This is a genomic window from Phytobacter sp. RSE-02 (assembly GCF_040578655.1).
Classification (GTDB): domain Bacteria; phylum Pseudomonadota; class Gammaproteobacteria; order Enterobacterales; family Enterobacteriaceae; genus Phytobacter; species Phytobacter diazotrophicus.
In genome coordinates, this window is record NZ_JBEULY010000003.1 from 182,361 (window position 1) to 206,424 (window position 24,064).

Below are 24,064 nucleotides of genomic sequence, written 5' to 3' on the forward strand. Positions count from 1 at the left end.
TCGCACAAATTCTAAGGTTATCAATACAACCGATGCACATTTATGCATACAAGATAACCTCATAACGACAGGCAGCCCGCCTTCTGGCTCCGTTTGATAACCCATCTTTTTTACCATAGCTCAATGAGTTCCATTCGTCCACGTGGGGGGATAAAAATATTCCGGCATACCTTATATCAGTAACTGCATTAACGCATACCTATGCCATTTTTCGCTAATCAGGAAGGTCTGAAATGCGCCCCTCTTGTAACTAATCAAATGTGTTGGTTTACCATCGAATATTTGTTGTGCAATTAAGCAGGAGTGTGCACCAAAATAATGAAAGTCTGATGACAATGCCTCATTAAAAGGCAATAAAAACGTTTCGATAAAAATAAAAAATATTTAACTTCTTCTAAATAATAAATTAGTACCAGTGCTACTCGTCCGTATTTTACAAAGAAAAACACTGACCAATTTTCAGCGTCATGAAGTTCGTAATGTCATCTGCCGTTTCGCTTAATGCGTTATGCAACTCGCGCAGCGGCTCATCCAGTGATTCATCCGCCAGTTCAAAAACACCCCAGTGAATAGGAAATGTTAGCGGTTTACCCAACTGCTGCCATAACGTTACCGCCTGTTGCGGATCCATATGGTTGTAGGCCATGAACCAACGAGGAGCGTATGCACCAATAGGGAGCGCTGCCAGGCTGAGCGGCCCTAACCGTTGTGGAATAGTCAGTAACGCCTCGCAGTAACCCGTGTCTCCCGGAAACCAGAAACGATGTGCACTATTTTCCACAACCCAACCACACCATAAGGCGTTATTGCGATCCCAGGGGGTGCGCATGCTCCAGTGCTGAGCTGGCACAGCCGTATACACAAGCCCCTGGAATACCACGCTTTGCCACCAGTCCAGTTCCGTCACATTGCGCGCACCCAAACGACGGCACCAGTTTCCCAGCCCGAGGGGGACAAAAATCGTCACGTGTGGAAAACGTTGGATAAGCGCGCGCATCGTTCTGGCATCAAGATGATCGTAGTGATTGTGCGAGATAGCGATAGTGTCGAGCGAAGGGAGTTCGGAAATGGTCAGTGCAGGCGGTGTTCGTCGCTGCGGTCCGGCAAAACGTAGTGGCGATGCCCGGTCTGAGAAAACCGGATCGGTCAAAATATACTGCCCCATAAGGCGCAACAGAATTGACGAGTGGCCTAACCACCAGACCCTGTCATCGTCGCCCTGAATTTCTGCATGCTGCCACCACTGGGCAGTAAAACTGGCATAGCCCTCTGCGGGTGGACGGGGTAATCCTGCGGCTTTGCGCTCCTGCCGCCAACGCTTTACATCGCCAGGCGCATGACCACCTGGCGTGAGATTCGTAAATCCGTCGGGACGATGGTGAGGAAATGCGGCATTAAACCAGAGATTTTTACGCGCCATACAGCCCCTCACCCCTACGAAATTAACGCTCGGCTACCAGACGAATAAATTCGTCGTCTTTGCCTTCTTCCTCAACAACCGGTGCCGGAGCAGCGATCTCTTTTTCCGGTTCGTTCGATTCGCACAAACGACGCAACAATGCGGTCTGACGCTTTTGCTGATCTAACACTGCTTCGAGCAATTCGATTTGCTCATTCGTCCGAGAACTTGCACGATTGATAAAGAACCACAGCACCAGCCCGACCAGCAACACCACCACCGAAACGACAAAAGACGCGATATTAAGCGCGCCTGAATTCATTAATTCGTTCATTTTACCACCTCAACCAAAGAGGTACATTTTACCACTGGCAAGACGGAAGGACATCATTAACGACAAAAAAGCCCCTACCAGGGGATATATTTATTGATGACGCAAATGCCGCTGAAAAACTGAACATCCTGGTCGCACATCACATTTAGCATTTGAGTCCAGAGCAACAGGCAGACCACCAGTACGGCGATCAGTATTAGCCATCTAAACTTTTTCACTCCACTCTCCGATACTCCACTCTATGTTACCAGGTTAGCATTAGTTCCTTAAACCGCGACTAACTGTATCTCTAATCGGAGTTTTTAGGAATGCTCGGGTGTGCGGTATACAGCCAAAACGGTAGCCTGAAAACAGTATCCAAACGCAAGGAATGAAAATGCGCACTCTTATTCGGGCAATTATTGTCGTGGCACTGGTCTGGGTTGGTATTTTGCTAAGTGGATATGGCGTGCTGATTGGCAGCCATGAAAATGCCGCAGGTCTGGGATTACAGTGTAAATATCTGACGGCTCGGGGCGTCAGCACAGCACAATATGTTCACTCAAGCAGCGGTATTATCGGACTCACACAGTGTCCGGTACTGCGCAAAAGCGAAACCGTTGTCGATAATGGATAAACAAACGCCGCCATCAAGGCGGCGTTTTCACACTCAGAACGGGTAATCGTTATAACCCATCTGTTCAGAAATCTTACGCGCAGCATGGTGGAGCATACTGACATACTCATGCAGGCGTTCCTCGGAGAAACGCAGCGTCGGGAAGGAGATACTCAGCCCGGCAATGACGACGCCGAAACGGTCAAAGACTGGTACACCGATGCAACGTAACCCTTCTTCCTGTTCTTCATTATCTTCGCCATAACCTTGCTGGCGGACGATATCGAGCATCGGTAATAAATCCTCGGTACTGGTAATGGTGCGCTCGGTGCTGCGTTTGTACTCTACGCCTTCAAGGATCTGCACAACCTCTTCCTTGTCACGCCACGCCAGCAATACTTTACCAATCGCGGTGCTATACAGCGGGTTGCGGCGACCAATGCGTGAATACATGCGCAGGTTGTACATAGAGTCGATTTTATGGATGTAGACAATGCTGTCTTCATCCAGCGCGCCCAGGTGGATAGTCTCTTTGGTCAGGCGAGAGAGTTCACGCATCTGAATGTCGGCACTGCGGATCAGGTCTACGTTTTGCAGCGCCCGTGCTCCGAGTTCGAACAGTTTAAGGGTGAGAGAATATTTCTCTGACTCCCCTTCCTGAGCAACATAGCCCAGTGATTTCATCGTCTGCAAAAAGCGATATACGGTGCTTTTTGACATCATGACGCGCTGCGAAAGTTCGGTGATCCCGATCTCACGTTCTTCGCCAAGCGCCTGCAGAATGCCAAATACCTTCAGTACAGAAGACACAGAGTCTGGCTGTTTATCCAAATCTGCAATAGCCATTAGTCACCTCATCGCCCGTGTTTTATAAAAATCAGAATAGTTTTTTATTATAAATTTCTCGCCTGCCCGTCGCAATCCGAGTTTGGTCACTTCGTTACAAATCTGCGATATAAAACCGAAATGCGGGTGATAGAATCATTATACAAATCATTGAACAAGCAAAACCCAGCTTTTCCCATGAATAAATCCACACCAGACGGCTTACCGGTCCCACAACGCTACGGGGCAATTTTAACGATTATTATTGGCATCACCATGGCCGTACTCGACGGCGCTATTGCTAACGTTGCACTGCCTACAATTGCGCGGGATCTGCATGCCTCACCGGCCAGCTCAATATGGGTCGTTAATGCCTATCAGATAGCGATTGTCATCTCCCTGCTGACGTTATCGTTCCTCGGCGACATGTTCGGCTACCGTCGCGTCTACCAGTGCGGGCTGGTGCTTTTTACGCTGACGTCCCTGTTATGCGCGCTATCAGATTCGTTACTCACGCTGACGCTTGCTCGTGTCGCGCAAGGTTTCGGTGGCGCGGCGCTAATGAGTGTGAATACTGCATTAATTCGCCTGATTTATCCCCAGCGTCAACTGGGACGCGGGATGGGAATCAACTCATTCGTGGTTGCTGTCTCCTCGGCGGCAGGCCCGACGATTGCCGCGGCTATTCTCTCGGTCGCCTCCTGGCAGTGGCTGTTTTTGATTAATGTGCCACTGGGTATACTCTCGCTGGTCCTGGCGCTGCGCTATTTGCCCGCCAATGGCTCACGCAGTGCAATGCCGAAATTCGATCTCCCAAGCGCAGTGATGAACGCGCTAACGTTTGGTTTACTGATAACCGCGATGAGTGGCTTCGCCCAGGGGCAATCCACCACACTGGTGCTCGCTGAAATCGCCGCCATGCTGGTGATCGGCACCTTCTTTGTACGTCGGCAATTGCGTTTGCCGGTGCCTCTGTTACCCGTCGACCTGTTGCGTATCCCGCTGTTCTCATTATCGATTTGTACATCAATCTGCTCTTTTTGCGCACAAATGCTGGCTCTCGTTTCCCTCCCCTTCTTTATGCAATCGGTGCTTGGGCGCAGCGAAGTGGATACCGGTCTGTTGTTAACCCCGTGGCCGTTAGCGACCATGGTGATGGCACCGTTAGCGGGTTATCTGATTGAGCGTGTCCATGCCGGATTATTGGGCGCGCTTGGGCTTGCCATGATGGCGTGCGGCTTGTTTGCGCTTGCGATGCTGCCCACAGCCCCTACGGATGTGGATATTATCTGGCGAATGGCCCTTTGTGGGGCGGGATTTGGTCTGTTCCAGTCGCCCAATAACCATACGATTATCAGTTCCGCGCCGCGTCAACGTAGCGGTGGCGCCAGCGGTATGCTCGGTACCGCGCGTCTCTTAGGGCAGAGTTCCGGGGCGGCACTGGTGGCGTTACTCTTCAACGTGTTTGATAAGAGCGGGACGCATACATCACTCCTGCTGGCAGGCATACTGGCGACCGTCGCCGCTATTGTCAGCGGCTTGCGGATCACACAGCCGCGTACGGTATAAAAAAAGCGCGTCATATGACGCGCTTTTTCATTTCAGGCGTACGCCTTATTTGAGATAAGCCCCGCTACGCAGCGCTTCGATACGTTTGTCCAGCGGCGGGTGAGTCATAAACAGCTCGCTTAACGACTTGCCTTTACCGTTGATGCAAAATGCCATCATGCTGCTGGCTTCCTGCGGCTCGTAGCTGGTTTTCAGACGCTGGAGAGCGGCAATCATTTTTTCACGACCAACGAGTTTTGCAGAACCCGCATCGGCATGGAATTCACGGTGACGCGAAAACCACATCGTGATAATGCTGGCCAGAATACCAAAAACCAGCTCCAGCACGGTCGCTACCGCAAAGTAAATCAACGGGTTACCGTTGCTCTCTTCGCCATCATCACGGTTGCCGCTAAGAAAGCCTGATGCAATCTGCGCGAGAATACGCGAAATGAAGATAACGAAGGTGTTCACCACCCCCTGAATCAGGGTCATCGTGACCATGTCGCCGTTTGCAATATGGCTAATTTCGTGGGCAATAACCGCTTCGGCTTCATCACGGCTCATATTCTGCAAAAGCCCGGTACTGACAGCAACCAGCGATGCATCACGGCGTGCACCTGTCGCAAATGCGTTGATATCCGGTGCATGGTAGATAGCCACCTGCGGCATAGCGATACCCGCCTGGCGAGCCTGATTAGCAACGGTATTCATCAGCCAGCGTTCCATGTCGTTACGCGGCTGTTCAATAACCTCACCGCCTACGGACTTCAGTGCCATCCATTTCGACATCAGCAGTGAAACAAAAGAGCCGCCAAAACCAAACAGCAGCGCCATAATCAATAATCCCTGCACGCTGCTCGACTGAATGCCCGTCAGGCTAAGCACCAGGCCGAAGACAAGCATGACGGCAAGGTTAGTCAACAGGAAGAGCGCGATACGCATCATAATTTTCTTTTAACCTCTAATTAACAAAACGCACTATGCGATTACCCACATCGTATGGTTAATCCGGCTATTTTCAAGCATCAGAGAGCCGTAAGTGACCAGAAAGACACAACTTTACATTTTGTAGCACAATGCTTACGCCATGTGGAGCTTGTTAAAAAAACAGGCACAATTTCTTGTGCCTGCTGGAGGGTTATTTTGCGGGAGCGGGGTCAGCCACCGGGGAATCTTTTTCAAGATGGGCAAGGTCCAGCGCGATATGGACGGTCTCATCCAGATAGGGATCCGGCTCCTGGTAATCTTTCGGCAGATCTTCCAGTTTCTTCAGCTGCGGTTTGCCTTCACGTTTGAAGCGATCGTTGAGGCGACTGAGACGAATAGCATCGTCTTCGGTGTTCTCTTTTTCACGCTGCGCATAGTTCAGTGACACGATATTCTTTTTATCTTTCAGAGCATTGAAGCGAGCAATGTCCTTCATGATGTACTGGAATTCCGGGTCTTTCGCGATACGCTCATCATGTTCCTGCAGCAACTGCGGACCAAACGGCTTCATGTCGCCATACTTCGTAAAGTTAGCGGCATTGATGCTATCCCACGGCAGGGCGTTATCTTCAAACTTCTCGCCCGTTTCCGTCACCTGCGTACCCGTCGGCATGATGATGTCCGGTGTAACGCCTTTACGCTGTGTACTGCCGCCATTGACACGATAGAATTTCTGGATCGTGTACTGCACTGAACCCAGCGCAGGCCATTCCGGACGCAACATCTGGTCGTAAATACGGTTCAGTGAGCGATACTGCTGAACGGTACCTTTACCGAAGGTGGGCTCACCCACGATCAACGCACGACCATAATCTTGCATCGCCGCAGCAAATATTTCAGATGCCGAGGCACTGAAGCGGTCGACCAGCACCACCAGCGGGCCTTTATAATAGACCACGCCATCGGTATCGCTGTCTTCACGGACTTTGCCATTATTGTCGCGAACCTGAACCACAGGACCTGACGGAATAAACAGACCGGAAAGGGAAACCGCTTCCGTTAATGCTCCACCGCCGTTGGTGCGCAGATCAATCACGACGCTGCTAACGTTCTGTTTTTCGAGCTTCTGCAACTGAACCTTGACGTCATCCGTCAGACCCACATAGAAGCCAGGAATATCCAGTACGCCAACTTTTTCTTTGCCGACCGTTTTCACCGACATTTTCACTGCACGGTCTTCAAGACGAATACGTTCACGCGTCAGCGTTACAATCCGCGTCTTCGTTCCTTTACCCGCAGGCAGAATTTCGAGGCGAACTTTGCTGCCTTTCGGACCTTTGATCAGCGCAACTACGTCATCGAGACGCCAGCCAATGACATCGACCATATTCTGGCCCGTCTGACCAACGCCAACGATACGATCGCCCACGCTGATGGCTTTGCTCTTCGACGCCGGACCGCCCGCTACCATCGAATTGATAACCGTGTAGTCGTCATCCATTTGCAGAACGGCACCGATACCTTCCAGCGAAAGGCTCATCTCAGTGTTGAACTGTTCCGTATTGCGTGGCGACAGATAGTTAGTATGCGGATCAATTTCGCGGGCAAACGAGGTCATCGCCAGCGAGAACACATCTTCACTGTTGGTTTGCACCAGGCGGCGAATGGCAAATTTATAACGACGCGTCAGAGTGTCGCGGATCTCTTTGTCATCTTTACCAGTGAGTTTGAGACTCAACTCGTCATATTTGACTTTGCCGTCCCACAGAGCATTAAGCTCAGACTCATCCTTCGGCCATGGCGCCTTACTGCGGTCAAGGTTGAAAGTGTCGTTGCCAGAGAAATCCATCGGGCGCTCCAGCACTTTCAGTGCGTACTGGTAGCGTTCGAAACGGCGTTTTTGCGCGAGATTGTAGAGATCGTAGAAAACGTCGAGTTTGCCGGTGCGGAGTTCATCACCTAACTGCGTTTTTTTCTGCGCAAATTGTGCAACATCGCTGGCCAGAAGCACGTTATGGCTGTAGTCCAGCAAATTGAGGTAACGATCGAAGATCTTTGCCGAAAAGGCTTGATCCAAATCGAATTGACGATAGTGAGAACGGGTAAACCGCGAGGTCACGCGTTCACTCACCGTCGCGTGCTGAGCCTCTTCCTTTAACACCGGAATTTGATCGGCACGGGTAATATCTTCCACTGCGAAAACCTGGCCTGTTACTAATAACAGGCCAGCCAACGCTGTGCGCTTAAACAAAGTGTTCATGCCAGGCCAGGCCTCCGTTTCAGAACATCAAATGTTCTGCGCGTACAATCATCGACATACCCGAAGTAAGCTGTACGCGAACGCCATCTTTGGTGATTTCCAGGACGGTGGCGTCCATCGCATTATTACCCGCTTTAACCTTGAGGTTTTGACCTACGGTCAGTGCAGATAAATCTGAAACTGGCGTATGACGTTCTTCTCGTGGCGCACGCTGGGGTTTTGCGGCAGGTTTGTCAGTACGAGGTTTACGCTCGCTATTTTCCTTACGGCGTGGTGCCGGACGGGGTTTACGCTCACGACGCGGAGCCTCTTCCGTCTCACCTGCTGCAATGGCTGCTTCTCGTTTTTTCGCTTGTTGTTCAGCGCGTTGTGCCTGAACGCGAGCTTTGGCTTCTTCAAGCTGCTTACGGGCGTGCTCAACGTGTTGCTCATCCAGAACGCCACACGGGTTACCGTCGAGATCGACACGGGTCGCACCAGCTTTGATACCGTACAGGTAACGCCAGCTTGAAGTGTAAAGACGTAAAGCGGAACGAAGCTGAGTTTTGCTGAGATTCATCTCGCCCTCAACTCGTGCTACTAAATCCTGAAAAATACCGATTTTCAGGGGACGCGCTTCGCCTTCTGCACTGAAACAGTGAGGAAAACGTTCGGACAAAAAGGCGATAACTTCTTTACTGCTATTCAACTTAGGTTGATTTTCCATGAAATTTCCTGATTACAACGGACGTTGCCAACAAGCCGCAGGCATGAACAGGCGTCATTATAATGACGCTATCCGTAAATGCTACGTTATCCGTTGATTATCCTGCGACGCTCGCAAAGAATTTTTTATAATCGGTCTGTACAAGCGTGTTTTCCAGGTGCGAAACCAGCTCACGCAACCCTTGTTCATCCTCTGCAGTAAAGCGCGAGAACGCGACGCTATCGATATCAAGTACGCCAATAATCTGATTATTCAGTGTAATGGGCAGTACGATTTCGGCATTACTGGCAGCATCACAGGCAATATGCCCGGAGAACTGATGAACATCTTCCACGCGTTGCACGCTATTTTGTGCCACAGCAGTACCGCAAACGCCGCGTCCAACCGGAATACGCACGCAGGCAATCTTGCCCTGGAATGGCCCCAATACCAGCGTATCCCCTTCAAGGAGATAGAAACCGGCCCAGTTCACGTCGCTCAGTCGCTCAAAAAGCAGCGCACTGGTGTTAGCGAGTGTCGCTAAGAAACTGGTTTCACCTGCCATTAACGCCTGAAAATCACGGTTTAAATCCGCGTAAAATTCTATTTTGTTCATTATCCAATCACTTTATGTCTTACTTCGGTCATGCAGTGTAGCCTATTAAAATAAGCATTAAATGCATTGATGCTCAAGAAGTTCCCATCATGAGTTAAGATAGATTTATTCCTGATTTATTCATATGCATGCAATGGCCCTGAAAAACCGACAGATAACGCCTGCTAAAAAAATGGCCGTCCACGCCATCGGCGACGCCTTGCCCCGCGCACATTATCAGCGATGTCCGCAATGCGATACGCTTTTCGCCCTTCCGGTCATGAAATCGCACCAAAGTGCATTCTGCCCCTGTTGTGATGCGAAAATTCGCGACGGTCGAGACTGGTCATTAACCCGTCTGGCAGCAATGGCCGTGACGATGATACTGCTCATGCCATTCGCATGGAGCGAGCCGTTGCTACACTTCTACCTGCTGGGAACACGCATCGATGCTAACCTGCTCCAGGGGATCTGGCAGATGACCGCGCAGGGCGATCCGCTCACGGCCGCGATGGTGCTGTTTTGTACCGTGGGAGCGCCGCTGGTGCTGGTCGCCGCGATCGCCTACTTATGGTTCGGTAACATACTGGGGATGAACCTCCGTCCGGTTCTGCTAATGCTGGAAAGGCTAAAAGAATGGGTCATGCTGGATATTTACCTGGTGGGCATCGGTGTTGCCTCGATCAAAGTGCAGGACTATGCCTTTCTGCAACCAGGTGTTGGCCTTATCGCTTTTGTTGCTCTGGTGATTTTAAGTATTCTGACGTTGATTCACCTGAACGTGGAGCAGCTCTGGGAGCGTTTCTACCCGCAACGACCGGCAAATCGTCCTGATGAGAAGTTGCGCATCTGCCTTGGATGTCACTTCACCGGCTTCCCGGATCCGCGAGGTCGCTGCCCGCGTTGTCATATCCCTTTGCGCTATCGCCGCCGTCAGAGCGTACAAAAATGCTGGGCTGCGCTTATCGCATCGTTAATTTTTCTGTTTCCGGCTAATCTTCTCCCCATCTCGGTGGTTTACGTCAATGGGGCACGGCAGGAAGACACGATTTTGTCCGGCATTATGTCACTGGCAAACAGTAATGTTGCCGTTGCAGGCGTCGTGTTTATCGCCAGTATTCTGGTGCCGTTTACCAAAGTTATCGTGCTGTTTACACTGCTTCTTAGCATCCACTTCAAATTTGAACAGGGGTTACGTACACGCATCCTGCTTCTGCGCTTTGTGACCTGGATTGGGCGTTGGTCCATGCTCGATCTGTTTGTCATCTCACTGACAATGTCACTGATTAACCGCGACCAGTTACTTGCTTTTACCATGGGACCGGCTGCGTTTTATTTCGGCGCAGCCGTAATATTGACTATTCTTGCTGTGGAATGGCTGGACAGCCGCTTACTTTGGGATGCACATGAGTCAGGAAACCCCCGCTTCGCCGACTGAAGCGCGTATAAAAACAAAACGCCGCATTTCACCTTTCTGGCTGCTGCCGGTCATTGCGTTGCTGATTGCAGGCTGGCTGGTTTGGGGAAGCTATAAAGATCGCGGTAATACCATCACTATCGATTTTATGTCTGCTGACGGTATCGTCGCAGGCAGAACGCCGATTCGTTATCAGGGTGTTGAAGTGGGCACCGTTCAGGATATACGCCTGAGCGAAGACCTGAAAAAAATCGAAGTCCGCGCCAGCATCAAAGCCAATATGAAAGATGCCTTGCGCAGTGAGACGCAGTTCTGGCTGGTCACGCCAAAAGCCTCGCTGGCGGGCGTTTCCGGGCTGGATGCGTTGGTCGGGGGTAACTATATCGGCATGATGCCCGGTAAAGGGGAGCCGCAAGAGCATTTCACCGCCCTCGACACGCAGCCTAAATATCGCCTGAATAATGGCGAACTGATGATTCATCTTCATGCCCCGGATCTGGGCTCGCTTAACAGCGGGTCGCTGGTCTATTTCCGAAAAATTCCGGTCGGGCGCGTTTACGATTACTCCATCAATAACAACAAACAAGGCGTCACTATTGATGTGCTGATAGAGCGCCGGTTTACCAATCTGGTGAAAAAAGGCAGCCGCTTCTGGAATATTTCCGGTGTCAAAGCGGATGTCAGTCTGAGTGGCGCAAAAGTCGAGCTTGAAAGCCTCGCCGCGCTGGTCAATGGCGCGATTGCATTCGACTCTCCGGACTCATCACAGCCAGCGACCCAGGATGATGAGTACGGTCTTTACGAAGATCTCGCCCATAGCCAACGCGGCGTTCTGATCAAGCTTGATCTCCCTGGCGGCGATGGGCTGAAAGCGGGCTCGACTGCCCTGATGTATCAAGGATTGCAGGTCGGTCAGTTAACCAAACTCAATCTCAACCCCGGTGGCGCAGTGACCGGTGAAATGACGGTGGATCCGGGCGTCGTTAATTTACTGCGCGACAATACGCGTATCGAAATGCGCAGCCCCAAAATTTCACTTGATAACCCCAATGTCAGTTCGCTGCTGACAGGCACTACGCTGGAACTGGTACCTGGTGAAGGTGAACCCCGCAATCACTTTGTGGTGCTTCCGGCGACAAAAAATCTGTTGCAGCAACCCGGGGTCATCACCCTGACGCTCACCGCGCCGGAAAGCTATGGCATTGACGCGGGACAACCGCTGATTTTACATGGCGTGCAAGTCGGCCAGGTGCTGGAGCGAAATTTAACCAATAAAGGCGTTTCGTTTGCGCTGGCCATCGATCCGCAGTACCGCGAACTGGTGCACGGTGATAGCAAGTTTGTGGTCAACAGCCGTATTGACGTCAAGATGGGACTGGATGGCGTGGAGTTTCTCGCCGCCAGCGCCAACGAATGGCTCAGCGGCGGTATTCGCATTCTGCCCGGCAGCAAAGGCGAGATGAAGTCCAGCTATCCCTTGTTCGCTAATCTCGATAAAGCCCTGGAAAACAGCCTGAGCGACCTGCCGACAACCACCCTGACGCTCACCGCAGATACTCTGCCGGATGTGCAGGCAGGCTCGGTGGTGCTCTACCGTAAATTTGAAGTCGGTGAGATCATTACCGTGCGTCCCCGCGCCGATGCGTTTGATATCGAAGTACATATCAAGCCGGAATATCGTTCGCTGCTGACCAGCAATAGCGTTTTTTGGGCCGAAGGCGGGGCGAAAGTACAGTTGAACGGTAGCGGCCTGACGGTGCAGGCGTCGCCCTTGTCCCGTGCTCTGAAAGGAGCTATCAGTTTCGATAATCTCAGCGGCGCCAGTGCCAGCGCACGCAAAGGTGACAAACGTATCCTTTACGCCTCAGAAACCGCCGCGCGCGCCGTGGGTAGTCAGATAACCCTGCACGCCTATGATGCGGGAAAACTGGCTACGGGTATGCCGATTCGCTATCTGGGCATTGATATCGGACAGATTTCGAATCTCCAGCTCATTGCCGACAGGAGCGAAGTCCAGGCAACCGGGGTACTCTACCCTGAATATGTGCAGACTTTTGCCCGTGGCGGCACCCGTTTTTCTGTTGTCACACCGCAAATCTCTGCGGCGGGTGTTGAGCATCTTGATACGATCCTGCAGCCCTATATCAATGTTGAACCTGGTCACGGCGAGGCGCGTCGCGATTTTGAAATTCAGGAAACCACGATCACCGACTCCCGTTATCTGGACGGTTTGAACGTGGTGGTTGAAGCACCGGAGGCCGGTTCGCTGAATATTGGCACGCCTGTGCTGTTCCGTGGGATCGAAGTGGGTACTGTCACAGGTCTGATGCTCGGTTCCCTGTCAGATCGTGTAATGGTAGGCTTGCGGATCAGTAAACGTTATCAGCACCTGGTGCGAAATAATTCCGTCTTCTGGCTGGCTTCCGGCTATTCGCTGGACTTTGGCCTGACCGGCGGCGTGGTGAAAACCGGTACCTTTAACCAGTTTATTCGCGGTGGGGTTGCCTTTGCCACGCCGCCGGGAATCCCGCTGGCACCACAGGCGCAACCAGGCAAACATTTCCTGTTGCAGGAAAGCGAGCCTAAAGAGTGGCGTCAATGGGGTACCGCCCTGCCACGCTAATGCCTTACCGCTCCGGCGTGCCCGCGCCGGAGCGAGTATGTTACACTGCGCCCCTCTCTGCTTTCCTTGGTATAACCTGTGGCTCAAAACGCTGTTTATCTTCCTGACGAATTTCTGGCACAAATGCGTGACTTGCTGCCAGCCCATCTCTCCTTCGACGCATTTATCGCGGCCTGCCAGCGGCCTTTACGACGCAGTATAAGAATTAATACGCTCAAGATTGCCGTTGAGGATTTTCTGACGCTGATTGCGCCTTATGGCTGGCAACTGACGCCGATTCCGTGGTGTGTCGAAGGGTTCTGGATTGAACGGGATGATGAGGAGGCGTTGCCGCTCGGTAGCACCGCAGAACATTTAAGCGGCCTGTTTTATATTCAGGAAGCCAGTTCCATGCTACCGGTTAGCGCCCTGTTTGCCGATGGCGAAATGCCGGAACGAGTCATGGATGTTGCGGCGGCACCAGGTTCAAAAACCACCCAAATTGCCGCGCGTATGGGCAATCGCGGCGCCATCCTCGCCAATGAGTATTCTGCCAGCCGCGTGAAAGTACTGCACGCCAATATCAGCCGCAGCGGTGTATCTAATGTCGCGTTAACCCATTTCGACGGCCGCGTCTTCGGACCCGCGTTGCCAGAGATGTTTGATGCCATTTTGCTTGATGCGCCCTGTTCTGGCGAAGGTGTGGTGCGTAAGGATCCGGATGCATTAAAGAACTGGTCGCATGACAGCAATCTTGAGATTGCCGCAACCCAACGCGAATTGATCGATAGCGCTTTTCATGCTCTGCGTCCGGGCGGCACGCTGGTCTATTCAACCTGTACGCTAAATCGCGACGAGAACGAAGCCATATGCCACTGGCTAAAAGCGCAATATCCTGACGCAGTGGAATTTTTGCCCCTTGATACGCTGTTTACGGGCGCGCAACAAGCGCTGACGGAGGAAGGCTTTTTACATGTCTTCCCACAAATTTATGACTGCGAAGGGTTCTTTGTCGCACGGTTGCGTAAAACTGCTGCTATCGCACCGCTGCCCTCCCCAGGCTACAAAGTGGGTAACTTCCCGTTTGCCCGTATGAAGCCTAAGGAAGAGGCTCAGTTAGTTAACGCAGCGGCCGCCGTTGGCCTGCACTGGCACGAAGACCTGGTACTGTGGCAACGGGATAAAGAGGTTTGGCTTTTCCCGGCACAGATCGAGCCGCTTATAGGCAAAGTGCGCTTCTCACGGCCTGGTATCAAGCTCGCTGAAAGCCATAATAAAGGTTATCGCTGGCAGCATGAGGCCGTCATCGCCCTGGCGGGAGTGGATAACCCGCTCGCCTTTGAACTCACGCATCAGGAAGCGGAAGAGTGGTATCGCGGGCGCGATGTTTATCCGGAAACCCCTCCAGCAAAAGATGATGTTATCGTGACTTATCAGCGCCAACCGCTGGGTCTGGCGAAAAAAGTGGGCAGCAGACTTAAAAACAGCTATCCACGCGAACTGGTAAGGGATGGACGTTTGTTCGCCAGCAATACGTGACGGCGAGCAAAAAAACAGCATTTTCTGACTGGCATCTTGCTCTGTGTTGTACCAGGCTGAATGTTGGGCGGCTGCACTGGTCGTACCACATGACTACCATCAACGGAGAGCATTATGACGAAAGCCAACGTGCGCATTGGCGCATTCGAAATCGATGATGCCGAGCTGCAAGGAGAAAAACAGGGTGAGCGAACGTTGCGTATCCCTTGTAAATCCGACCCGGATTTATGTATGCAGCTTGACGCCTGGGACGCGGAAACCAGCATTCCGGCGATCCTTGACGGCGAACATTCAGTTTTATACCGCGAGCATTACGATCAGAAATCTGATACCTGGGTCATGCGTCTTGCCTGATTCAATGGGAACCCGTCCATGAGACGGGTTATTTACCTGCCTCATTTCCCCTGCCTCCAATCATCCCCTACAATTACATCATGCTGTAATGAACCGAGGATGGAATGTTCGCTCTGGTCTTGTTTGTTTGCTACCTGGACGGTGGGTGTGAGGACATCGTTGTGGATGTCTTTAATACCGAACAACAGTGTCTTGTCGCTATGGAAGTACAACGTCTGCGCTATGGCGGATGCTATCCGGTAGAAGATTTTATTGACGGCTTCTGGCGCCCTGCCCAGGAGTACAGTGATTTTTAACTACTGTACCTGCACTAACGTCATTTCACCGCCGAAGACGGCGCCGGTATCAATGTAATGCTGATTGCTGGCATCTACGCGATGTTTAAGCGGAGTATGGCCAAACCAAAAGTGGTCTGCACCGGCAATGGCTACCCCCTTCCCCGCCAGATGTTCACTCAAACGCTCACGACGCCAGAGTACCGATTCTTTGTCTACGGGTTTTTGCCATGCGTAATGATCGGACGGATAATCGGCATGGGCGATAATATTGACCCCGCTGGCGCAGTGGAGCTCAATAATATAGGGCAATTGATCGCATTCCCGTAGCGCCTCGTAAGCCCTGTGCTGTTCCTTTTCACTGAGGTTACTGAACCAGGCGCCGCCATTGAATGACCAAAGAGTCATCTCCCCCGCGTTAAGCGCGTCGATAGCCATCTGCTCATGGTTTCCCCTGACCGTTTTAAACCACGGTCGTTTAAGCAATTGCAGGCACTGCAGACTGTCAGGGCCACGATCAATTAAGTCGCCAACGCATATGAGTAAATCCTTATAGGGATCAAAGTGGCGCTCGCGCAGTTCATTCAACAGACGCTGATGGCAGCCGTGCAGATCACCTACGATCCAGATATGCCGCCAGGTATTCCCATCGATACGTTGATACATAACTCCCCCTTATTTTTAGTATAGAAAGGAGACTTGACTCTGCGTAATGATGTTCACATTCGGTGCAACTTAAATCCTCGTTAAACGAACCCGAAATAAACCACTGTGTTCAGGTTAATTTGCCACGGCGTAATCCCTAGAATAGCTATTGAACATTCAGAGGGTCGTACCGTGTCTAATATCAGTCTGCAAGAAAAACACATGCAAAATCACCATCAGCATATTATTCGCGAGCTGGTCTCCGGACGTCTGGTTCCTGGCCCTATCTGGACTAAACGAAATTATCGCCTTAAGTTCCTGCTCCGTTCGCTGTTGTTCTGGTCTTCAACGGTAAAAATGCTGAGCGCATTATCGCAACGTCCGGGATTTGAGCGTTTATTGAATGCCCAGGTGACACTGCCGAGTAAATCGCATCGTCAATATCTGACGCTGGGTCTCAATGCGGCAAAGCGTGCCGATGCGATTGTCAGCCACTATCAGTGGGTTGACAGTTGCCTGTCAGCCAGGGCTGCCGATGCGATGACCGCCGTCAACCATCAGCACATCTTGCAGTGCAAAGGTAAAGATGATACCGAATTTAACGTTTTTGCCTCCTGCGCTCATAAAGCAGAGCGTGAAGGCGAAAGCACCCTGTGGCTGTATGACGGCAACAATGTCCTGCTGGCGAGCGCCACATTCAGCGTAATCGAGGAAAAAGGCCAGCGAGCCTTAGTGATTGGCGGTCTGCAGGGCCCCCGCAGAAATATCTCCCATGAAGTCATCAAAGTGGCAACACGTGCCTGCTACGGTATTTTCCCTAAACGTTTGCTGATTGAAGTGCTGTGGCAGATGTGCGCGCACACCGGCATTAGCGCGGTTTATGGCGTTAGCGATGATGGTCATGTCTTTCGCGCGTTGCGTTACCGCTTTAGCAAAGGTCGCCATTTCCATGCCAGCTATGATGAGTTCTGGGCATCTATTGATGGTGAGAAAGATAATGCCTGGCGCTGGCGTTTGCCATTAATGCTGGAACGGAAACCGCTTGAGAGTATCCCAAGTAAGAAACGTGCCGAATATCGCCGCCGCTTCCAGTTACTCGACGATATGAATAGCAGTCTGGCCGATTTTTTCCGCTAAATATTGAGAGCAGTGGCATCACCACTGCTCTTTTTTATTACTGTTGGTATCAATATCTTATTTACTCTCATTTTCATTGCCAGCAATTATTATTTTATTCCTATTATTTACTAAATATCTCCACACCAACATTCAACCAATAACGTGCTCTTGTCTGGCGCGCATCGCGGTTCTGCTGGCCGTCACACAAATTGATGCAGCGCATTCATATAGTAAAAAACGAGATGATACGGCTAAAACGTAACGATATATCTTTCAAGGCTTTTTTTTCATGCTACTGTGGCTTTTCCATTTAACGGCGCGGAGGGGCTATTCCAACCTTAAAATTCGTTTGTCCTGTCTGCAAAGGAAATTCGTTTTTTTTCACGCAATTTTGCCCGGATAAAAATTACCCTCACGGTGCAATTTGTTCAGGGTGTGGTTCACGTCTTACGGCAAAAGCCTGTATTCCAGTCAGACGGAGATGGCCTAAAAAAGCCTCCTGATGTGAGGCCTCGACGTGAGGCCTTTCTAACACGTGCAAAATAATTTATGCGCCATCTGCAGAACACGGGAAAATCATTTTCCCGTACAGACCACGGTTTAATCCAGTTGTTGGTGGCAGGTTAATAAAACTGACGAATGGCCTGTTCAGTTTCACGCGTAGTGACTAATTCAGAAAACTTGGCTATCAGGAACTCTTTGCCATCCAGCACATACGTTTCGATCGGCATATCAAGGAAGGAGCGCTGATCATTTCTGTAGCTGACCTTCTTTAGGTCGTCCGCCACCGAGATGTGATCGACCTTTCCACCGGGGAGTATTACCACAACATCTTTGCTCATGTCGTTATCCTCAGTTGTTTAAATTGCATACGACATTAGCACAGCCTTTCGGTCATCGTCTCTTGTTATGTTCAGGCATCATGACAAGGTTGAAGGAGAACGCGGCAGCGCCATTATGGAAACCCACTCACCGCTCACCCATTCCTCTTCGAGACTTTGCCAGCCTGGCCTGCTGTCTAACGCTTGTTCAGGCAAAAAAAAACCGCTCGGACAGAGCGGTGAATGAAGCTTACCAGGGAATAATAATGAAGCATGGATGCAATGACTATAGCTGGCTAATAGTTGCTTAATGAAAACCAGGACGATTCTCAAAGCATATATTCTTTATAATTAGCAAACTAAGGGTCGTAACGAAGAATTTATTAACTTTCAAGCAATTGCTTCCCTCAGGAGAAGAGCGGATTTCCCTCTCCTGAGGGATTTTTATTTACAAATTTCGCTGTTGAGCTTATTGAAGGTCTCGATCTGTCGATGATATTCATCAATCGTGAACTGGTCGTTACCGCTATATGCAATGGGTCGGCGTGAATATTTGAAGCCAATAACCGGATGATAGGGTTCTGCAGTAATAAATCTTACGCCTATTTTTCATCCAGGGTTCGTCTCCCCTGAGATAACACCACAGACATAAGAATGCCCATCGGATACATGTTTCGACGTCTCAGAGAATGATACTGGTTTTGTAAAATCAATTTCACTATCACAAAACCCGGTCATCAATGCTTTCGTCTGCTGATTTTTTGGATCTTTTGCAAATCCTTCCCTAAAAAAATCATACCCCTTAGGGTCACCTGCAGCACGACTTACCAGATTTCGAATCATCACCACGTCATTAAGGCCGCGCTTATCATGCAAGGCGGCTAAGCCGTGCCCCATAGCAGAACACCTCAACCTACAGGAATGGCGCTGCTGATCCATCGTAAAGGAGCGAGACGAGAATTTTGTGCAACGTCTCCTGGCTACAAGAATTTAAAAATGCCCCCAAAAATACCTGGACGCTCGCGGTGCAGAGTATGTTATGGTTTAGACCGTATGCAGAAAATTTTGTCTGTTTTCTGTAAGCCCTGATTTGGCTCTTTTGGGAAACTAAGAGCCAAAAAAAGACCGAATACGATTCCTGTATTCGGTCCAGGGAAATGGCTCTTGGGAGAGAGCCGTGCGCTAAAAGTTGGCATTAATGCAGGCTAAGTCGCCATGCACTTTAAGAATAGATGACGACGCCAGGTTTTCCAGTTTGCGGCAAATCCGGTCTGAAAAATTAGGTTATCGTCACGCTTAAAAATGTTAAAACCGCAAGTTCTGAAGAATCAGGCTTGCGGTTTTTTATGGAAAATCAATCAGATATTTTCGTTTATTAACAGAGCTTTTCCGCTCGGGCAATAAAGGGCTCAAGACTCATCTTTTCACCGGGTCTGGCCGGGTCGTCAATTTGGATAACGCTGACAGGCTGCGCAGTTGTTTTACCGCTTGCCACCTGCTTTTGCGCCTCGTCATTCAGCGGATATTGCACCAGCGTGCTGGGATTGATGGCATAAAGCGCATGGTCAGGTCGACAGGTGAGCATTACCTCTTCGCGATTAAATGCCCATTTGTCCTTACCCACTTCAAAGCGGCTTACGGTAATCACCGACGGCGCGGCAAAGGCGCCAGCGGAACATGCCAGTAAAAGCATCGTCAGTATGGTTTTTTTCATCATTTTCGCCCGGTTAATCAGAAGGGTTCCCAGGTTGCGAACAGGCTGACCGCCGCCAGCACTAGCGCGCCCAGGACCACTTCGGTCCATGTCATCCAAATCAGGAAATGTCGTGCCTGTGAGTTTTTCAGGCCTAAGCGTGGCACCAGAACATACCTGTTCGCTAACGCTATTGCCACCATTAGCGCCACCAGCGCACATTTGATCAAGAGCATGCGGCCATAGTTTGTCTGCGTGGACCACATGCTGCCCTGAATCAACAGGGTATTGATAATACCTGTGGCAAGCACACCTGCGACAGCGACATGGCCATAGCGTGAAAAACGCATCATCGCCATAACGGCATGCTCTCGCCTGCTGGCCTGGCTCAATCGCATACAAAATATCACTGGCAATAATCCGCCAAACCAGGCCGCGGCACACAGCAAATGAAAAGCGTGGTTTGTACGTTGTAATATGCCCGTCATGCCATCGTGCATGGCGGCATGACCAACGCCTGCCATCAGGATCAGTTGCGCGCCTGCCAGCAACATCAACCGTCCCTGCTGTTGTGGTTGCAGGTAACCGACAAGCATCGTCATAACGGCAATGATAATCTGCCATAGCCAGATACTGCCAAACTGTGTGCCGGTAAGCAGCAGCCAGATTTGCGGACTGAAAACATCTGTCCAGCCATCACCCATGATCCCGCCCTCCAGGGCAAACATGAAGACGGCACTCAACACGCTCATGCCAAGGCAGATACGCGTTAATAGTGTAAAACGCGTTACCATAACAGGTTGCAGATGGCGAGGCGCCAGCCGACTAATAAAGAGCGCGCAGCCGAAAAGCAGCATCACGGCGGCAAAATGGATGCCGCGCAACCCAATATAGCCAGCAGTTAGCATCTTATTTCACTGAAAAAGTATAGGTGCCGCGGGTTTTGTGGCCATCGACCGAGACGACGTGCCAGTCAACGGTATAATTGCCCGGTTGCAGCGCCTGCTCCAGCGGAACGATCATTTGGGTCTTGTCCTGTTCGTTACGTTTGACCGCACCTGTCTTTATGCTCTGTTGCTGCGCCCCCGTCAGGGTGACACCGCTAAATTTGGGCTCAATGCCCTCTGAGAAATTCAGGGTTAATGCCTGCGGGGCGGCCGTCACCTCGGCATTTGCTGCCGGGTACTGGTTTTTCAGATGAGCATGTGCGAAAACGGCAGGCGTAGTGGCGAGAGTCGCGGCAAAAACCAGCGCGCGTGTCAGGTGGGATGCGGTGAATAACATGTCTGGCATTCCTTTTTGTTATGTTTAAAGCGACGAGAATAACTCTGTATAATGGTCTCGTCGAGTATCATCATCGGCAGACTTGTCTTTCTGCAACAGGCTTAGTAACTTTTGCGGCATAAACCCAGGAGAAACGAATGAATACCAATCTGGCCCGTCTTTCACAGGAAGAGATGGACAAAGTCAACGTCGATTTGGCGGCGGCCGGTGTAGCTTTTAAAGAGCGCTATAACATGCCAGTCGTCGCTGAGGTGGTGGAACGTGAACAGCCAGAACACCTGCGCAACTGGTTTCGTGAACGGCTTATTGCTCACCGCCTGGCGTCCGTCAATCTGTCACGTCTGCCGTACGAGCCGAAAAGCAAATGACCGCCGAAACCGTACTGCGCGTCATCGATACCGAAACCTGCGATTTGCAGGGCGGGATTGTCGAGATTGCGTCCGTGGATGTGGTGAACGGGCAGATTATTAATCCAATGAGCCATCTCGTGCGCCCGGATCGGCCTATCAGTCCGCAGGCGATGGCTATCCATCGGATAACCGAATCCATGGTGGCAAATCAACCGTGGATTGAAGAGATTATTCCCCACTACTACGGCAGTCACTGGTATGTCGCCCATAATGCCAGCTTCGACAGGCGCGTCTTACCTGAAATGCCCGGTGAATGGATTTGTACGATGAAGCTGGCGCGTCGACTCTGGCCCGGCATTAAATACAGCAATATGGCTTTGTATAAATCACGCAAACTTAGCGTGCAGACGCCCGCCGGATTGCATCATCACCGGGCGCTTTATGATTGCTATATCACCGCAGCCTTGCTGATTGACATTATCAATACATCAGGCTGGACCCCGGACCAAATGGCAACGGTTACCGGCAGACCCGCCCTGCTGACAACCTTCACCTTCGGTAAGTATCGGGGTAAATCCGTTGCCGAAGTCGCAGAGCGCGACCCCGGTTACCTGCGCTGGTTGTTTAACAATCTGGACCGAATGAGTCCGGAACTGCGGCTGACGTTAAAGCATTATCTCGACGATAATTAATCCGCTTTTTTGCCCGGGAGCGTGCCTTGCGCCAGCGCGACCAGGAAAGCGAACTCCAGCGCCACGCCCTCGTAGGATTTGAAACGGCCTGATTTGCCGCCGTGACCGGAATCCATATCGGTACAAAGCAGCAGCAGATTATTGTCCGTTTTAAGTTCTCGCAGTTTCGCGACCCATTTGGCGGGTTCCCAATATTGCACCTGAGAGTCATGCAGCCCCGTGGTAACCAGCATATGGGGGTAGTCATGGGCGCCGACATTATCGTACGGGCTATAGCGTTTTATGTAGTGATAGTAGGTCTCATCCTGCGGGTTCCCCCACTCTTCAAACTCACCGGTGGTCAGAGGGATGGATTCATCCAGCATCGTAGTAAGCGTATCCACAAACGGTACCTGAGCGATGACGCCGTGAAACAGTGACGGACGCTCGTTGATGACGGCCCCCATCAACAACCCCCCTGCACTGCCGCCCATGGCATAGCAGAAAAGCGGAGAGCCATACTCCAGTGCCAGCAGCCCATCCGTGACATCGATAAAATCGTTGAAAGTGTTTCTTTTGTTCAGGAATTTACCGTCCTCATACCACTGCTGCCCCAGTTCCCCGCCGCCACGAATGTGGGCAATCGCATAGACAAAACCACGATCAAGCAAACTTAACCGGCTACTGCTGAAATCTGCATCCATGCTGGCACCGTAGGATCCGTAGCCATAGACCAATAACGGATTTTCCCCTTTGCGGAAGTGTTTGTGGTTGTAGACCAGCGATACCGGCACTTCCACGCCATCCCGCGCGCGGATCCACAGATGCTCGCTACGATAGTCACTGGCATCAAACCCGGCCACTTCCGTCTGTTTGATTACCCGGCGCTCGCCGGTATCCATGTCGAGTTCAAACAAGGTATCGGGCGTCGTCATGGACGAATAGCCATAGCGCAGACGCGAGGTCTCTGGCTCCGGGTTATAAGCAAGCCAGGTAACATATGCCGGATCGTCAAACGCGATTCCGGTGACTTCTCGCGTCTTGCGATTGATCTGTCGCAGACTGGTGAGACCACGCTGTCTTTCCTCAACCACCAGCCAGTCGGTAAACAGGGTGAATCCCTCCAGCATGACATTATCCCTGGCAGGAATCAGTACCTCCCAGCGTCTTTCATCGCGCACTTTGGTGCGATACAAGCCGAAATTTTTGCCATCGCGGTTTGAACGCAAATAGAACGAGTGCTGAAAATGATCGAGGCTGTAATCGTGATCCTTGCGACGCGGTAAAAAACAGAGCGGCTGTGCATCAGGCAATTCGGCATCCAGCAGCAATACCTCACTGGTCGTCGCACTCGCAAGATGAATAATGATGTAGTGTTGGGAGCTGGTTTTACTCAGGCTGACGTAAAAAGTGTCGTCCGCCTCTTCGTAAATCAGTTCATCTTGCGTTGAGGGCGTTCCGACGGTGTGACGCCAGACCTGATAAGGCAACAGGGTCGTGGCATGCTTACGCACATAATAAAGGGTTTCTGAATCGTTAACCCAGACGCAACCCGGTGAGACATTGTCGAGCATCTCCGGATACCAGTTGCCGGTTTCCAGGTTACGAAAGCGTACCCCGTACTGGCGGCGCGAAAGGTAATCCTCGGAAATGGCCATAAGCGTATTATCCGGCGAGATGGCAATCCCACCGAGGGTATAAAATTCGCTATGCGAAGCGCGCTGATTCGCGTCCAGCAGCACCTGCCACTCATCCCATTCAGCAGACAGCGCTGACTGGCGTTGGTAAATGGGATACTCACACCCCGGCTCAAAGATGTGGCGATAGCGATAGCCATTCTTAACGTAGGGCGCTGAAACCTCGCGCTGCGGAATACGCGAAATGATCTCTTCCAGCAGACGATCCTGTAGCGCCTGCTGGGAAGCCATAATGCACCGGCCGTACTCATTTTCAGCTTGCAGGTACTCGAGTACATCTGGCTGCGAACGGGTGTCGTCGCGCAGCCAGTAATAGTTGTCCAGACGTGTATCGCCATGAACTGTCATGGCGTGGGGGATTTGTTTAGCTTTCGGCGGCATAGCTCTGTTCTTATTTGTTTAACACACTATAAGGTTGGCAAAAGC

General features: G+C 51.2%; 25 protein-coding genes. 10 read left to right on the forward strand and 15 right to left on the reverse strand.

The window, feature by feature from the left end; translation table 11 throughout:
* Positions 1-433: 433 nt before the first annotated feature.
* From ABU190_RS07705 to mgrB, 3 genes are all read right to left on the reverse strand, one after another.
* A complete protein-coding gene (locus ABU190_RS07705; RefSeq protein ID WP_354690931.1) occupies positions 434-1,420 on the reverse strand; it encodes an MBL fold metallo-hydrolase in 987 nt (328 codons plus the stop codon).
* A 22-nt stretch (positions 1,421-1,442) separates the two neighbouring features.
* Positions 1,443-1,733, reverse strand: a complete 291-nt coding sequence (locus tag ABU190_RS07710) for a YebO family protein (RefSeq protein ID WP_079496716.1) — start codon at positions 1,731-1,733, stop codon at positions 1,443-1,445.
* A gap of 74 nt (positions 1,734-1,807) precedes the next feature.
* Positions 1,808-1,951, reverse strand: coding sequence for a PhoP/PhoQ regulator MgrB (gene mgrB, locus ABU190_RS07715; protein WP_072039749.1), 144 nt, complete (start codon positions 1,949-1,951; stop codon positions 1,808-1,810).
* Between the two features lie 158 nt (positions 1,952-2,109).
* Here mgrB and ABU190_RS07720 point away from each other — a divergent pair, with 158 nt between their 5' ends.
* Positions 2,110-2,349, forward strand: a complete 240-nt coding sequence (locus ABU190_RS07720) for a YobH family protein (RefSeq protein ID WP_039079538.1) — start codon at positions 2,110-2,112, stop codon at positions 2,347-2,349.
* A gap of 33 nt (positions 2,350-2,382) precedes the next feature.
* On the opposite strand, the gene kdgR is transcribed toward ABU190_RS07720, so the two are convergent.
* Positions 2,383-3,174: a DNA-binding transcriptional regulator KdgR gene (gene kdgR, locus ABU190_RS07725; protein ID WP_039079539.1), complete on the reverse strand. Its 792-nt coding sequence runs from the start codon at positions 3,172-3,174 to the stop codon at positions 2,383-2,385.
* Between the two features lie 177 nt (positions 3,175-3,351).
* Here kdgR and ABU190_RS07730 point away from each other — a divergent pair, with 177 nt between their 5' ends.
* The gene (locus tag ABU190_RS07730; protein WP_354690932.1) at positions 3,352-4,722 is read left to right on the forward strand and encodes an MFS transporter; all 1,371 of its coding nucleotides are present in this window, start codon (positions 3,352-3,354) and stop codon (positions 4,720-4,722) included.
* 45 nt (positions 4,723-4,767) lie between these two features.
* Here ABU190_RS07730 and htpX read toward each other — a convergent pair whose 3' ends face one another.
* The 4 genes from htpX to ABU190_RS07750 all read right to left on the reverse strand — a co-directional run bounded on the left by htpX (position 4,768) and on the right by ABU190_RS07750 (position 9,192).
* The gene (htpX, locus tag ABU190_RS07735; RefSeq protein WP_132438873.1) at positions 4,768-5,649 is read right to left on the reverse strand and encodes a protease HtpX; all 882 of its coding nucleotides are present in this window, start codon (positions 5,647-5,649) and stop codon (positions 4,768-4,770) included.
* Positions 5,650-5,842: 193 nt separating this feature from the next.
* Entirely contained in the window at positions 5,843-7,891 is a 2,049-nt protein-coding gene (gene prc / locus ABU190_RS07740; protein ID WP_354690933.1) for a carboxy terminal-processing peptidase, read from the reverse strand.
* 19 nt (positions 7,892-7,910) lie between these two features.
* On the reverse strand, positions 7,911-8,597 hold the full coding sequence (proQ, locus tag ABU190_RS07745) for an RNA chaperone ProQ (protein ID WP_039078754.1): 687 nt from the start codon (positions 8,595-8,597) through the stop codon (positions 7,911-7,913).
* Between the two features lie 97 nt (positions 8,598-8,694).
* Positions 8,695-9,192, reverse strand: coding sequence for a GAF domain-containing protein (locus ABU190_RS07750; RefSeq protein ID WP_039078753.1), 498 nt, complete (start codon positions 9,190-9,192; stop codon positions 8,695-8,697).
* A 133-nt stretch (positions 9,193-9,325) separates the two neighbouring features.
* Between ABU190_RS07750 and yebS the strand changes: the two genes are divergently transcribed.
* The 5 genes from yebS to ABU190_RS07775 all read left to right on the forward strand — a co-directional run bounded on the left by yebS (position 9,326) and on the right by ABU190_RS07775 (position 15,379).
* On the forward strand, positions 9,326-10,609 hold the full coding sequence (yebS, locus tag ABU190_RS07755) for a membrane integrity lipid transport subunit YebS (RefSeq protein WP_296439308.1): 1,284 nt from the start codon (positions 9,326-9,328) through the stop codon (positions 10,607-10,609).
* On the forward strand, positions 10,578-13,211 hold the full coding sequence (locus ABU190_RS07760) for a PqiB family protein (RefSeq protein ID WP_296439074.1): 2,634 nt from the start codon (positions 10,578-10,580) through the stop codon (positions 13,209-13,211). Before yebS ends, ABU190_RS07760 begins: the two co-directional genes overlap by 32 nt.
* A 78-nt stretch (positions 13,212-13,289) precedes the next feature.
* Positions 13,290-14,729 (forward strand): 16S rRNA (cytosine(1407)-C(5))-methyltransferase RsmF, encoded by a 1,440-nt coding sequence (rsmF, locus tag ABU190_RS07765; protein WP_354690934.1) that lies wholly within the window; start codon positions 13,290-13,292, stop codon positions 14,727-14,729.
* Between the two features lie 114 nt (positions 14,730-14,843).
* The gene (locus ABU190_RS07770) at positions 14,844-15,083 is read left to right on the forward strand and encodes a YebV family protein (RefSeq protein WP_039078750.1); all 240 of its coding nucleotides are present in this window, start codon (positions 14,844-14,846) and stop codon (positions 15,081-15,083) included.
* A 104-nt stretch (positions 15,084-15,187) separates the two neighbouring features.
* On the forward strand, positions 15,188-15,379 hold the full coding sequence (locus ABU190_RS07775; protein ID WP_039078749.1) for a YebW family protein: 192 nt from the start codon (positions 15,188-15,190) through the stop codon (positions 15,377-15,379).
* Here the strand turns inward: ABU190_RS07775 and pphA are convergent, their stop codons facing one another.
* Positions 15,380-16,024, reverse strand: a complete 645-nt coding sequence (pphA, locus tag ABU190_RS07780) for a protein-serine/threonine phosphatase (RefSeq protein WP_354690935.1) — start codon at positions 16,022-16,024, stop codon at positions 15,380-15,382.
* A gap of 201 nt (positions 16,025-16,225) precedes the next feature.
* Here pphA and ABU190_RS07785 point away from each other — a divergent pair, with 201 nt between their 5' ends.
* Positions 16,226-17,140, forward strand: coding sequence for a VirK/YbjX family protein (locus tag ABU190_RS07785; RefSeq protein ID WP_354691198.1), 915 nt, complete (start codon positions 16,226-16,228; stop codon positions 17,138-17,140).
* Positions 17,141-17,745: 605 nt separating this feature from the next.
* Here the strand turns inward: ABU190_RS07785 and ABU190_RS07790 are convergent.
* From ABU190_RS07790 to yobA, 5 genes are all read right to left on the reverse strand, one after another.
* A complete protein-coding gene (locus tag ABU190_RS07790) occupies positions 17,746-17,964 on the reverse strand; it encodes a hypothetical protein (RefSeq protein WP_039078747.1) in 219 nt (72 codons plus the stop codon).
* Positions 17,965-18,552: 588 nt separating this feature from the next.
* Positions 18,553-18,840 (reverse strand): hypothetical protein, encoded by a 288-nt coding sequence (locus tag ABU190_RS07795; protein ID WP_354690936.1) that lies wholly within the window; start codon positions 18,838-18,840, stop codon positions 18,553-18,555.
* Between the two features lie 478 nt (positions 18,841-19,318).
* Complete coding sequence (locus ABU190_RS07800) at positions 19,319-19,660, reverse strand: YebY family protein (protein ID WP_271850968.1); 342 nt, start codon at positions 19,658-19,660, stop codon at positions 19,319-19,321.
* A gap of 14 nt (positions 19,661-19,674) precedes the next feature.
* The gene (gene copD / locus ABU190_RS07805) at positions 19,675-20,544 is read right to left on the reverse strand and encodes a copper homeostasis membrane protein CopD (protein ID WP_354690937.1); all 870 of its coding nucleotides are present in this window, start codon (positions 20,542-20,544) and stop codon (positions 19,675-19,677) included.
* A 1-nt stretch (position 20,545) separates the two neighbouring features.
* Entirely contained in the window at positions 20,546-20,920 is a 375-nt protein-coding gene (yobA, locus tag ABU190_RS07810) for a CopC domain-containing protein YobA (RefSeq protein ID WP_271850970.1), read from the reverse strand.
* Positions 20,921-21,057: 137 nt separating this feature from the next.
* Between yobA and ABU190_RS07815 the strand changes: the two genes are divergently transcribed.
* Both ABU190_RS07815 and exoX read left to right on the forward strand, forming a co-directional pair.
* A complete protein-coding gene (locus ABU190_RS07815; protein ID WP_039078743.1) occupies positions 21,058-21,288 on the forward strand; it encodes a DNA polymerase III subunit theta in 231 nt (76 codons plus the stop codon).
* Complete coding sequence (gene exoX, locus ABU190_RS07820) at positions 21,285-21,962, forward strand: exodeoxyribonuclease X (protein ID WP_354690938.1); 678 nt, start codon at positions 21,285-21,287, stop codon at positions 21,960-21,962. Before ABU190_RS07815 ends, exoX begins: the two co-directional genes overlap by 4 nt.
* Here exoX and ptrB read toward each other — a convergent pair.
* Positions 21,959-24,019, reverse strand: a complete 2,061-nt coding sequence (ptrB, locus tag ABU190_RS07825) for an oligopeptidase B (RefSeq protein WP_354690939.1) — start codon at positions 24,017-24,019, stop codon at positions 21,959-21,961. The two genes, exoX and ptrB, sit on opposite strands and share 4 nt — an antisense overlap.
* Positions 24,020-24,064 lie beyond the last annotated feature (45 nt).

What these genes read in the sequence shown, in the direction of transcription:
- ABU190_RS07705 (WP_354690931.1), bottom strand. Translation starts at nt 1,420, where the DNA reads ATGGCGCGTAAAAATCTCTGGTTTAATGCCGCATTTCCTCACCATCGT.
- ABU190_RS07710 (WP_079496716.1), bottom strand. Translation starts at nt 1,733, where the DNA reads ATGAACGAATTAATGAATTCAGGCGCGCTTAATATCGCGTCTTTTGTC.
- ABU190_RS07720 (WP_039079538.1), top strand. Translation starts at nt 2,110, where the DNA reads ATGCGCACTCTTATTCGGGCAATTATTGTCGTGGCACTGGTCTGGGTT.
- kdgR (WP_039079539.1), bottom strand. Translation starts at nt 3,174, where the DNA reads ATGGCTATTGCAGATTTGGATAAACAGCCAGACTCTGTGTCTTCTGTA.
- ABU190_RS07730 (WP_354690932.1), top strand. Translation starts at nt 3,352, where the DNA reads ATGAATAAATCCACACCAGACGGCTTACCGGTCCCACAACGCTACGGG.
- htpX (WP_132438873.1), bottom strand. Translation starts at nt 5,649, where the DNA reads ATGATGCGTATCGCGCTCTTCCTGTTGACTAACCTTGCCGTCATGCTT.
- prc (WP_354690933.1), bottom strand. Translation starts at nt 7,891, where the DNA reads ATGAACACTTTGTTTAAGCGCACAGCGTTGGCTGGCCTGTTATTAGTA.
- proQ (WP_039078754.1), bottom strand. Translation starts at nt 8,597, where the DNA reads ATGGAAAATCAACCTAAGTTGAATAGCAGTAAAGAAGTTATCGCCTTT.
- ABU190_RS07750 (WP_039078753.1), bottom strand. Translation starts at nt 9,192, where the DNA reads ATGAACAAAATAGAATTTTACGCGGATTTAAACCGTGATTTTCAGGCG.
- yebS (WP_296439308.1), top strand. Translation starts at nt 9,326, where the DNA reads ATGGCCCTGAAAAACCGACAGATAACGCCTGCTAAAAAAATGGCCGTC.
- ABU190_RS07760 (WP_296439074.1), top strand. Translation starts at nt 10,578, where the DNA reads ATGAGTCAGGAAACCCCCGCTTCGCCGACTGAAGCGCGTATAAAAACA.
- ABU190_RS07770 (WP_039078750.1), top strand. Translation starts at nt 14,844, where the DNA reads ATGACGAAAGCCAACGTGCGCATTGGCGCATTCGAAATCGATGATGCC.
- ABU190_RS07775 (WP_039078749.1), top strand. Translation starts at nt 15,188, where the DNA reads ATGTTCGCTCTGGTCTTGTTTGTTTGCTACCTGGACGGTGGGTGTGAG.
- pphA (WP_354690935.1), bottom strand. Translation starts at nt 16,024, where the DNA reads ATGTATCAACGTATCGATGGGAATACCTGGCGGCATATCTGGATCGTA.
- ABU190_RS07785 (WP_354691198.1), top strand. Translation starts at nt 16,226, where the DNA reads ATGCAAAATCACCATCAGCATATTATTCGCGAGCTGGTCTCCGGACGT.
- ABU190_RS07790 (WP_039078747.1), bottom strand. Translation starts at nt 17,964, where the DNA reads ATGAGCAAAGATGTTGTGGTAATACTCCCCGGTGGAAAGGTCGATCAC.
- ABU190_RS07795 (WP_354690936.1), bottom strand. Translation starts at nt 18,840, where the DNA reads ATGGGGCACGGCTTAGCCGCCTTGCATGATAAGCGCGGCCTTAATGAC.
- ABU190_RS07800 (WP_271850968.1), bottom strand. Translation starts at nt 19,660, where the DNA reads ATGATGAAAAAAACCATACTGACGATGCTTTTACTGGCATGTTCCGCT.
- copD (WP_354690937.1), bottom strand. Translation starts at nt 20,544, where the DNA reads ATGCTAACTGCTGGCTATATTGGGTTGCGCGGCATCCATTTTGCCGCC.
- yobA (WP_271850970.1), bottom strand. Translation starts at nt 20,920, where the DNA reads ATGTTATTCACCGCATCCCACCTGACACGCGCGCTGGTTTTTGCCGCG.
- ABU190_RS07815 (WP_039078743.1), top strand. Translation starts at nt 21,058, where the DNA reads ATGAATACCAATCTGGCCCGTCTTTCACAGGAAGAGATGGACAAAGTC.
- exoX (WP_354690938.1), top strand. Translation starts at nt 21,285, where the DNA reads ATGACCGCCGAAACCGTACTGCGCGTCATCGATACCGAAACCTGCGAT.
- ptrB (WP_354690939.1), bottom strand. Translation starts at nt 24,019, where the DNA reads ATGCCGCCGAAAGCTAAACAAATCCCCCACGCCATGACAGTTCATGGC.